The organism is Thermococcus sp. PK (assembly GCF_000430485.1).
GTDB lineage: Archaea > Methanobacteriota_B > Thermococci > Thermococcales > Thermococcaceae > Thermococcus_A > Thermococcus_A bergensis.
This window is the reverse complement of the sequence record NZ_KE387147.1, coordinates 2,255-12,046: the sequence shown is the minus strand read 5'-3', so window position 1 is coordinate 12,046 and position 9,792 is coordinate 2,255. Positions and strand designations below refer to the sequence as shown.

Below are 9,792 nucleotides of genomic sequence, written 5' to 3'. Positions count from 1 at the left end.
GAAGACCACGTCAACCTCCTGACCCTCCTTAACTCTCGACTCCGACCTGAAGGAGCCGACGAAAGTCACATCACCAACACGCAAATGCACAATCCTCTCACTACCCAAATTCTCAACAATCTCAACCACAGCCCTAACCAAATTCTCCCCAGGAACCTTCACCTGAGCAAACACTGCATCGTAGAGATCCTCCGGGCGAATGCCGAAGATAACTTCCTTACCGATGAGGTTGGCCTCCCTGAGAGCCTCCACCTGCTCTGGGAGGAGCTTGAGTTTGAATTCTCCAAAGTCGGCGAAACCGTCTTCGGTAATGCTCGCGTCCATGGAGTTCATCGGAGGCGAGCCGATGAAGCCTGCCACGAAAGTGTTTGCGGGCTTATCATAAACTTCATCCGGCGAACCGACTTGCTGTAACTCGCCAGCGTTGATGACGGCAATCCTGTCGCCCATGGTCATTGCTTCAACTTGATCGTGGGTTACGTAAATTGTCGTGACGCCTAATTGCCTCTGGAGTTTTTTCAATTCGGCGCGCATTTTCACCCTAAGTTTAGCGTCCAGGTTGCTTAACGGCTCGTCCATGAGGAAGACTTGGGGCTTCCTCACAATGGCCCTTCCGAGGGCTACTCTCTGCCTCTGTCCTCCGCTTAATTCCCTGGGTTTTCTTTTGAGTAGTTCTGTTAAGCCGAGCATTTCCGCGACTTCTCTAACTCTTTGATCGATTTCTTGCTTTGGGACTTTTCTCAGCTTGAGTGGGAAGGCGATGTTGTCGTAAACCGTCATGTGGGGGTAAAGCGCGTAACTCTGGAAAACCATGGCGATGTCTCTGTCTTTTGGGGGTACGAAGACTCCTTTTTCCGGATCGGCAACGAGTTTGTCTCCAATGTAGATTTGGCCTTTCGTTGGCTCTTCTAAGCCTGAGATCATTCTCAGGGTGGTTGTTTTACCGCAGCCGCTTGGGCCGAGGAGTATCATGAATTCTCCATCCTTAATGTCTAAATTCATGTTCTTGACTGCGGTGACTTCCCCAAACTGCTTCCAGACGTTAACAAGCTTCACACCAGCCATAAAATCACCTTCTCTCTTTACTCGTTTGAACGTCCTTTGGGTAAAGGATAATTCCTACCTCTTCATAGTCCTCAAGTATCGAAAATGGCCCTCCGACAAGAACTTTTCTTTTTCCCGTGTCTAAGAGTAAATTGTTTATTATTTTGGTGTTAGTAAAATCAAGCACCTTTCCTTTGAGTGTCTCCCCTGAGGTAGTGTAAACTTCAGCATCAAATTCAACTCCCTCAGTGAACAATTGCTCAATAGTCTGGAGGGCATGAAAATATATCGCAAATGTTATCCCTTTGTTTCTTTTCAAAACGGAGGAAATAAGAGTGGATTCTTCAAAAATGTCCCTGAGGTAGATATAATACGAGAAAATTATCTCAGGAAAGTTTGATTTGAATCCCGAGGGGAGTTCCTCACCAACGTTAAAAACGAGGCTGGGGGAAACTAAAACCTCCCTGATATCATTCATAGCAATAATATGTCCAGTTTTGTTAGTTCTCCTAATAAATAAGTTTCCATTGGTAGGTATGCTAACTTCCTCGTTAGTGTATATTGAGACAGTAATTCCTCTGTTTAAAAGTACCTCCAATTCGTCTTTAATTCCTGAAATGAAATCAGAAGGTGCTAATAATGTGAATTCAAACTTCGTGTCTTGCATCATGTTTTTTAGGCTTAATATGGCCTCTTCTGGAGAAGAAAATCTCCATATTGCGTACTTTTTCCTCTCTACCTTCATATCTTCGGCAAACTTTTTAATTTCGTCAATCAGCTCCCTTAGCGACTTACTGTAGCGGTGAAAAGCTATTTCGGGCTCAACTGCAACAAATGTTCTTGTCTTACCTTCCAGTTCCTCAACAAATCCCCTTTCCTTAAGAGATGTCAAAACATCGTAGGTTCTATTGTAGGGTATTTGAGCCAACTGAGATATTCCTCTAGCAGTAAGAGGGCCATTAGCCAAGAGAGTAATATACCCTAGTTCCCATTAGATCGTTAGAGTTATAAGCACTTAAGTCTTTTGGTTGATTGGTGGTTGTTATGAACTTTCAGCAGGAAATCCTGATCATAAAATCCGAAATCTATCCGATAATCAGCAAACACTACCCGAAAAACACTCACAGGGAAATAATCAGCCTCTACGACCTAATAACCTTCGCAATACTAGCACACTTGCACTTTAACGGAGTTTACAAGCACGCTTACAGAGTCCTAATCGAAGAAATGAAGCTGTTCCCCAAAATCAGGTACAACAAACTAACAGAACGCTTGAACAGGCACGAAAAACTCCTGCTCCTAGCGCAGGAAGAATTATTCAAAAACACGCCAGAGAATACGTTAGAATACTGGACTCAAAGCCCATTCAGACCAAGGAGTTGGCCAGAAAAAACAGGAAGGAGAAGAAGGGTTCTTCAGAAATCATCTCTGAAAAGCCCGCAGTTGGGTTTGTTCCCTCTAAAAGTTTTACTATGGGTACAAGCTGACCTGTTACTCTGATGGGAACCTGTTGGCTTTGCTGTCCGTTGATCCGGCAAACAAGCATGATGTGAGTGTTGTCCGGGAAAAGTTCTGGGTGATTGTTGAGGAGTTTTTCGGCTGTTTTCTGTTTTTGGATAAGGGGTATGTTAGCAGGGGGCTCGAGGAGGAATTTCTGAGGTTTTGGCGTTGTTTACACGCCGGTGAAGCGGGAGAATCAGGTTAGTAATCTGGAGGAGAAGAAGTTTTACAAGTACTTGTCTGACTTTCGCAGGAGGATTGAGTACTTTGTTTTCGAAGTTTTCTGAGTTTCTTCTGAAGCCGAGCAGGAGTGTTAGTTTGAGGGGGTTGGTTGTCAGGATTTTAGGGGCGATTCTGGCCGTGAATCTGGACAGATTATACAACTTCACAGATGGTGGGAACTAGGGTACATATCTCTCACCAATACTCCTTTGTTCGTTGGACAAAATAAGGCTTTCCACCGTTAAGCTTAAAAAATCGTCGATTTTAATTTAGCCAGGTGTCGAAAGTGGGAGTGATTATTGAGTTCGTTATCGTTCCGCTTGGGGAGTTAAGCCTCAGCAGATACGTTGCTCATGTAGTAAAGCTTTTAGAGGAGAAGGGAGTAAAATATCAATTGACTCCTATGGGCACAATCATTGAAGTCCCAACTCTCAAAGAGGGCTTGAAGATAGTTGAAGAAGCCCACGAGGCAATGTTTGCACTTGGTGCGAAAAGAGTCTCGACAACGATAAGGATTGACGACAGAAGGGACAAGGATCGAACAATGGAGGATAAGGTAAAATCAGTTTTTGAGAAAGTCCGGGGGGATAAAGATTAAAGTATTGGTGCTTGCCATCGATAGAGATGATGATTTTGGAAAAAAAGCTGGGGTTAGGGGACCTGTTATTGGAAGGGATGCATGCATAGATGCCGCTCTGAAACTTAGCCTTGCCGATCCTGAAGACAGCGATGCCAACGTTTTATATGCTGCAGTAAAGCTATACGACGAGCTCAAAGAGAGGGGAGAATTTGAGGATGTTGAGGTGGCCCTTATCACGGGGCATCCCGATGTGGGAATTAAGAGTGACTTAGAACTGCAGAGACAGCTGGAAGAGGTTCTTAAGCGTTTTCCCGCAGATGGAGTTATACCGGTTACAGATGGGGCAGAAGATGAGCAGATATTCCCCATGATAACTTCAAGGCTCCCGATAATAAGCACACGGAGGGTCGTTGTCAAGCAAAGCGAGGGCATTGAGACAACGTATTATATCCTTTATCGTTATCTAAAGGAGATTTTGAGTGATCCGGAGGCGGCAAAGATTTTCTTCGGGCTTCCTGGAATGATATTGCTCATCTATGGCGTTGCTAAGTTGCTTTCTATAAAATACCCACAGAGTGTTACAATAATTTCCTCGACCGTTACGGGGTTAATCCTTTTCATAGTAGGTGGGTATTTCTTTGCAAAGGCTTTCCGGATAAAAGAAATCTTAGGACATTCTCTGACCAAAGGGTTTATACAGCTTATTTCCACCATAGCAGCGCTTTTTGTACTCTTTGCTGGAGCGGTAAATGCTTATCTTAACCTTGAGAGCATAGCACTTCAGTTAACCGGCAGATACCCAGGAACGGAACTCTTGGGGGGGGTTATATTTCTAAATGCTATAAGCACACCATTTGTCATTGCACTGGGCGTTTTAATGACAGGTAAGATTGTTCATTCTTACCTGAGAAGGGATCACCACATCTGGTACTACATAAGCGGCATGTTGCTCTTACCGGCATTGTGGGTAACGATCGATGTCACAACGCGCTATGCACTCTCGATAGTGTCGTTATCTTCAATCGAATTTCTAAAGAAAGGACTCATAGCGATTGCTGACATAGCCGTCGCAACCCTTGTTGGAATGTATCTAAGAGATAAAGTAAGAGGATGGGAGAAAGTTGAAACTGAGAGAAGCACTCCGGGAGTATGAAAAAATAAAAGAAGATGTCAAAAAACAAAGACAAAAAATAGCGGAAAAATACACAAAGACCTCTAAGGAGATAGTCTCAAAAATCCTCAGAACTCTTGAGAATCTTGAACAAAAGGAGTTACCCAAAAAGATTGACCCTCAGCTGGCAAGGATTGTGGGGGTCGAGAGGGAAAGATACACAACCGCGCTCAGGAATATGGTGAGAAAGATAGAAAGCATTGAAGACATCGAGAAGGTATTGCCTGAGATTTCCAAGCTCCATGTTGCTCACGGCAGACATTTGCTCCTTGTCTTTGAGAAGGAAGTTTATGAGATAAACACCCTCTTAAAGGTTCTATCTGATGAATATTCCTCGTACATCAAGGAGATAAACAAAATTGGTATTGAAGACGTCGAGACCGAAAAACTGCTAAAAGAACTGGAAGGCCTCAAGAATCTCATAAAAGAGGAAGAGCGTTCAAAAGAAGAACTCACAGAACAGTTGAAAAAGCTCCAGGAACAGATTACGGAACTGGAAAATAAACTGGAGTTTAAAGCTTTCAGAGAAGCTGAAGAAGAGCTTAAGGGAGAGATATCGCAAAAAGAAATTGCCATCCGTTCTAAGATTTCCAAGCTTCAGAAGCCAATAAAAAGAATGAGGATGCCAGACGCCACTGCGAGGAAATTTTTGGAGGATTCCGCCTATGCTATCCATCATCCCGAGGAGTTTCTCAAGCTACTCGATAGAATTGAGGACAAGCTCGATAAAAAGTATAAGAAAACTGTGGAGTGGGCCAGAACAAGTTTGCTAAGGGAATCTCAAGAACTTGCCTTAATGAAAGAAAAATTGGCAAAAATCGAGGAGGAGCTCTCAGCCTTTGTAAATGAGGAAGACTCCAAAAAACGAGAAATAATGGAGCTAAAGAGAAAACTTAAGGAGAAGGAGGAGAAATTGAAATTACTCAAGAAACAGATGCAGGAGCTGGAAGAAGAGCTTAGAAAAAGCATCTCAAAACTTGAGCATATTCTTGGAGAAAAAATCGAAATGAGTTAAAGTTTTTATATTTTTAGGATTACCTAATTTTGGGTGGTGGAAGTGATAAAGATTGACAGGCTGAGGTTTGGAACAGCCGGAATACCTCTTTCAACTCCAAAACCCTCAACACTCACAGGCATAGAGCAGGTCAGAAAGCTCGGCTTGGATGCAATGGAACTTGAGTTTGTGAGAGGAGTTAATATCACCCCAGAACTTGCTAAAAAAATAAAATACGTTGCCCGAAAGAACGATGTTCTTCTCACGGCACATGCGCCCTATTACATAAACCTAAACGCAGCAGAGAAGGCGAAAGTAGAAGCGAGCAAGAAGAGGATAATCCAGAGTGCAGAGCGTTTGCACGATGCCGGGGGCTGGAGTGTGGTCTTCCACGCAGGTTACTATTTAAAACAAGACCCTTCAAAGGTCTACGAGAAAATTAAGAATGAAATAAAGGATATTGTGAAAGTCCTGCAGGACAAGGGAATAGACGTGTGGATAAGGCCAGAGCTCACTGGAAAGCCAACACAATTTGGAAACCTTAAGGAGCTAATAAAGCTGAGCCAGGATGTTGAACAAGTTTTACCTGCTATAGATTTTGCCCACTGCCACGCAAGAACAGGAGGAAAATACAACAGCACTGAAGAGTGGAGGGAGATGCTATCTTTGATTGAAAAGGAACTGGGGAGAGAGGCTTTAGATAACATGCATATTCACATAAGTGGAATAAACTACTCCGAAAAGGGCGAGAAGAACCACTTGAACCTGCAGGAAAGCGATTTGAAGTGGGAGGATTTGCTGAGAGTTTTGAAGGAATTTAGGGTCAAAGGAGTTGTCATAAGCGAGAGCCCCAACATAGAGGGCGATGCCCTGCTGATGAAGAAAAAATATGAAGAAATCAAACTCTAGAGAGGAGATTCACAAGGGAGGTCAAAAATGCCTCCACATCCTCCATTTCGTTGTATAGGTGAGGAGAAGCCCGTATACCGTAATGACCCAACGCTCCCCTGTGGCTGACCTTTATTCCCTCAGCAATCATCTGCTGGTAAATTTCTTCTTCTTTCTCATAGCTTAAGCCGGTTTTTATTGTGACTATTGCCGAGTTCTCCCAGTTTTCGTTGCCAATAATCTCTAGCCCTAAGCTTAGGGCTTCATCCCTGATTTTTCCTGCGAGCTTGGTGTTGTGCCTCTCGATTTTCTCTATGTTTAGGGCATTTATCAACTCAAGGGCTCCCCAGAGAGCTGTTGCCATAAGGTAAGGCGGGCCACCACCAAAGTCAAGCTTTCTCGCATCGTTTTTAAGCTCGAATTCTCCCTAGGGGTTCTTTTCCGGCAAACCCCACCATGATGACCATTCTCCTATCGGGGGTTTCATGTTTAAAAGTCCGGGCAGTGGCGAGGCCTCTTCGATGAGCTCATTGGAGATATACATAACTCCGGAACCAACGGAGGGGTTGAGCAGCCATTTCTCTCCCCCTGCAACAAAGGCATCAACGCCCTCTTTTTCAGGATAGAGAGTTAAGCTGCCTGCATGCTGAACAGCATCCACTATAAGCCATGCACCATGCTCGTGGGCAACTTTGGAGATTTCTTTTATGTTCATTCTTTGGCCCGAGATCCACTGGACACTGCTTCCGATCACTGCAAAGGTGCTATCATCCACAGCTTTCTCAACGTCTTCAATGAAGTACCAGCCATCTCTGTTTTTGACGATCCTAAGCTCCAGACCGTGCTTTTTCGCATAGCTCTTAAGGAGACATGCAAGTGAAGGAAATTCCATATCAAAGGAGATGATGTTCATACCCTTTCTCGGCTCCAGCGATGAGAGCAATCTCCTTAATCCTTCGGTTGTCTGGACTGAGAGAGTTAAATTTTCTTTGCTGGTATGAAACAGCTTTGCGCCCTCTTCGAGGACTTTTTCCATGATTTCTTTGTCAAGAAAGTCAACTGAATCAACGCCTTCCTTAAAATCCACCAGATAAACTAGAAAGTCCATAGTTCTTTTAAGAGCAGTTAACGGCAAAAATCCAGCACTTGCCGTGTTCAGGTAAACCTTAAAATTCTTTAATCCGGGGAAGAGATGTTTAAGGTTCATGTTTCCACCTCAGCTCTTGTATAATCTCCCATATTTTTCCATTATCTTTATGAGCTCATCTCTGGGAAGAGCGTAGCGAATGTGATTGTCCCTTCCACTCATTGTCTTTGCTTGGAGGAGAGAGTTAATTATCGCTTCCTCGACGGCCTCAGCCGTAGCCTTAAAAAGAGGCGATAAGGTGTCATCTGGCAGCGCTTCTATGGTCAGCGGCTCTTTTTGATAGTGTTTTATCCTCTGCGCAGTTGAAAAGGCAAAAACTATATCGCCGCTTCCATTGTATGCATAACCTCCGGTTCTCGCCAGTCCCACGGCACCCCTCTTGGCGACCCTGTACAGCTGTCTTGAAGTTAGGGGAGCATCGGTCGCAACAACCATTATTATGCTTCCCTTCCCTTCTCCCCCTTTTCCGGGCCAGCCCTTCAGCTCCAGCCCTACGGGAACTCCGGCTATCGTTAGGTCTTCCCTTTTACCAAAATTACTCAAAACCAAAGCTCCAACGGTGTACTTTCTGCCCTCAATATCCACAACTCTGGAGGAAGAACCAATCCCGCCTTTGAATTCAAAGGCACTCATCCCAGTTCCAGCACCAACAGCACCTTCCTCGAAGTCTTCTTTTGCGTTTTTAATTGCTTCAAGCACGTGCTCTCTTTTAACGTGCTTTCCCCTGATGTCATTGAGGTAAGAGTCGTTGCATTCCATAACTACTGGATTAACAGAACCGGTGGTCACTCCTATGTCCTCATTTTGCTCAAGCATGTAATCGATAAGGGCATCAGCGGCAGTGCCAATGCTCAGAGTGTTGGTTAGTATTATCGGTGTCTCAAGGGTTCCAAGCTCTTGAACCTGAATAAGGCCAACTGGCTTAGCATAACCGTTCATAACGAAGGCATTCGCCAGAAGCTTCTCCTTGTAGATGTTTCCATCGTGAGGGATTATAGCAGTTACTCCCGTTCTTACAGGGCCTTTACCGGGAACTAGTTTCCCTTCACCCTGAATCAGCGTTACATGGCCGACTTTGACACCTTTAACGTCGCTTATCGAGTTTCTCCTGCCGTGTTCAAAAACTCCAATCTTAATACCAAGTTCGGGGGCTTTCATGCAATCACCAAAAAGAATCACACTCAAACAATAAAAGCTCTTTCGCAATTGATAAATACTTCAGTGCCAAGTTTTTTGGTGGGTAAACATGGCTGACTGGAAAGAGAAACTCGGCCTGGTGCACATATACACAGGAAATGGAAAAGGAAAGACCACGGCGGCCTTAGGATTGGCCTTGAGGATGCTCGGCAACGGAGGAAAAGTAATAATGATACAGTTTTTGAAATCTGCCGATGTTTATGGGGAGCAGAAAAAAGCCTCGGAATGTGGAATTGTCGTTGAGTCCTATGGTTTGCCGAAGTTCGTCCATGGAAAGCCTGAGCCGGAAGATATTGAAGCCGCAAAGAAGGCCTTAAAAAGGGCTGGAGAAGTCGTTAAAAGCGGCGAATGGGATCTCGTAATTCTGGACGAGATATGTGTGGCTCTGGGATTTGGAATGATAACATTCGACGAAGTTAAGGAGCTCATAAAAGAAAAAGCCCCAAACACTGAGCTAGTTTTAACAGGCAGATACTGCCCGGAAGAGCTTTACGAATTAGCGGACTATGTGACGGAAATGAGGGAAATAAAGCATCCCTATGCTAAAGGAGTGGTTGCTAGAAAGGGTGTAGAGTATTAAAAACTACCGAAAAGGTTTTAATAACAAATGTGCAATACCCTAGTTCCCACCACCTGTGAAGTTGTATAATCTGTCCAGATTCACGGCCAGAATCGCCCCTAAAATCCTGACCAACCAACCCCCTCAAACTAACACTCCTGCTCGGCCTCAGAAGAAACTCAGAAAACTTCGAAAACAAAGTCTCAATCCTCCTGCGAAAGTCAGACAAGTACTTGTAAAACTTCTTCTCCTCCAGATTACTAACCTGATTCTCCCGCTTCACCGGCGTGTAAACAACGCCAAACTTCAGGAATTCCTCCTGAAGTTCTCTACTAACGTAACCCTTATCCAAAAACAGAAAACAGCCAGAAAACTCCTCAACAATCACCCAGAACTTTTCCCGGACAACACTCACATCATGCTTGTTTGCCGGATCAACGGACAGCAAAGCCAACAGGTTCCCATCAGAGTAACAGGTCAGCTTGTACCC

8 protein-coding genes and 3 pseudogenes are annotated in these 9,792 nt (G+C 44.3%); 6 read left to right on the top strand and 5 right to left on the bottom strand.

The window, feature by feature from the left end; translation table 11 throughout:
- Together THEPK_RS01500 and THEPK_RS01495 are read right to left on the bottom strand one after the other, a co-directional pair.
- Positions 1–1,065: ABC transporter ATP-binding protein (locus THEPK_RS01500; protein ID WP_042697494.1), on the bottom strand; the 1,065-nt coding region annotated here is incomplete at its 3' end.
- Between the two features lie 4 nt (positions 1,066–1,069).
- Positions 1,070–2,011, bottom strand: coding sequence for a TrmB family transcriptional regulator (locus THEPK_RS01495; RefSeq protein ID WP_083965015.1), 942 nt, complete (start codon positions 2,009–2,011; stop codon positions 1,070–1,072).
- A gap of 68 nt (positions 2,012–2,079) precedes the next feature.
- On the opposite strand from THEPK_RS01495, the pseudogene THEPK_RS12470 reads away from it, so the two are divergent.
- The 5 genes and pseudogenes from THEPK_RS12470 (at position 2,080) to THEPK_RS01465 (ending at position 6,420) form a co-directional block, all read left to right on the top strand.
- Positions 2,080–2,949: pseudogene (locus THEPK_RS12470) on the top strand (IS982 family transposase).
- A 103-nt stretch (positions 2,950–3,052) separates the two neighbouring features.
- Positions 3,053–3,364, top strand: coding sequence for an MTH1187 family thiamine-binding protein (locus THEPK_RS01480; protein ID WP_042697483.1), 312 nt, complete (start codon positions 3,053–3,055; stop codon positions 3,362–3,364).
- A gap of 7 nt (positions 3,365–3,371) precedes the next feature.
- On the top strand, positions 3,372–4,499 hold the full coding sequence (locus THEPK_RS01475; protein ID WP_198011270.1) for a DUF373 family protein: 1,128 nt from the start codon (positions 3,372–3,374) through the stop codon (positions 4,497–4,499).
- Complete coding sequence (locus tag THEPK_RS01470) at positions 4,468–5,532, top strand: hypothetical protein (RefSeq protein ID WP_042697481.1); 1,065 nt, start codon at positions 4,468–4,470, stop codon at positions 5,530–5,532. Before THEPK_RS01475 ends, THEPK_RS01470 begins: the two co-directional genes overlap by 32 nt.
- A gap of 42 nt (positions 5,533–5,574) precedes the next feature.
- Positions 5,575–6,420, top strand: coding sequence for a deoxyribonuclease IV (locus tag THEPK_RS01465; protein ID WP_042697480.1), 846 nt, complete (start codon positions 5,575–5,577; stop codon positions 6,418–6,420).
- Here the strand turns inward: THEPK_RS01465 and THEPK_RS01460 are convergent.
- Together THEPK_RS01460 and THEPK_RS01455 are read right to left on the bottom strand one after the other, a co-directional pair.
- Positions 6,410–7,606 (bottom strand): annotated as a pseudogene (locus tag THEPK_RS01460) (aminotransferase class V-fold PLP-dependent enzyme). The gene THEPK_RS01465 and the pseudogene THEPK_RS01460 overlap by 11 nt on opposite strands.
- A 9-nt stretch (positions 7,607–7,615) precedes the next feature.
- Positions 7,616–8,704, bottom strand: a complete 1,089-nt coding sequence (locus THEPK_RS01455) for a DmpA family aminopeptidase (RefSeq protein WP_042697477.1) — start codon at positions 8,702–8,704, stop codon at positions 7,616–7,618.
- 88 nt (positions 8,705–8,792) lie between these two features.
- Here THEPK_RS01455 and cobO point away from each other — a divergent pair, with 88 nt between their 5' ends.
- Positions 8,793–9,323, top strand: a complete 531-nt coding sequence (cobO, locus tag THEPK_RS01450; RefSeq protein ID WP_042697474.1) for a cob(I)yrinic acid a,c-diamide adenosyltransferase — start codon at positions 8,793–8,795, stop codon at positions 9,321–9,323.
- Between the two features lie 39 nt (positions 9,324–9,362).
- Here the strand turns inward: cobO and THEPK_RS13525 are convergent.
- Positions 9,363–9,792, bottom strand: a pseudogene (locus THEPK_RS13525) (IS982-like element ISPfu3 family transposase); the annotation flags it as partial.

Coding starts and splice junctions, on each gene's coding strand:
- THEPK_RS01455 (WP_042697477.1), bottom strand. CDS start 8,704: ATGAAAGCCCCCGAACTTGGTATTAAGATTGGAGTTTTTGAACACGGC.
- cobO (WP_042697474.1), top strand. CDS start 8,793: ATGGCTGACTGGAAAGAGAAACTCGGCCTGGTGCACATATACACAGGA.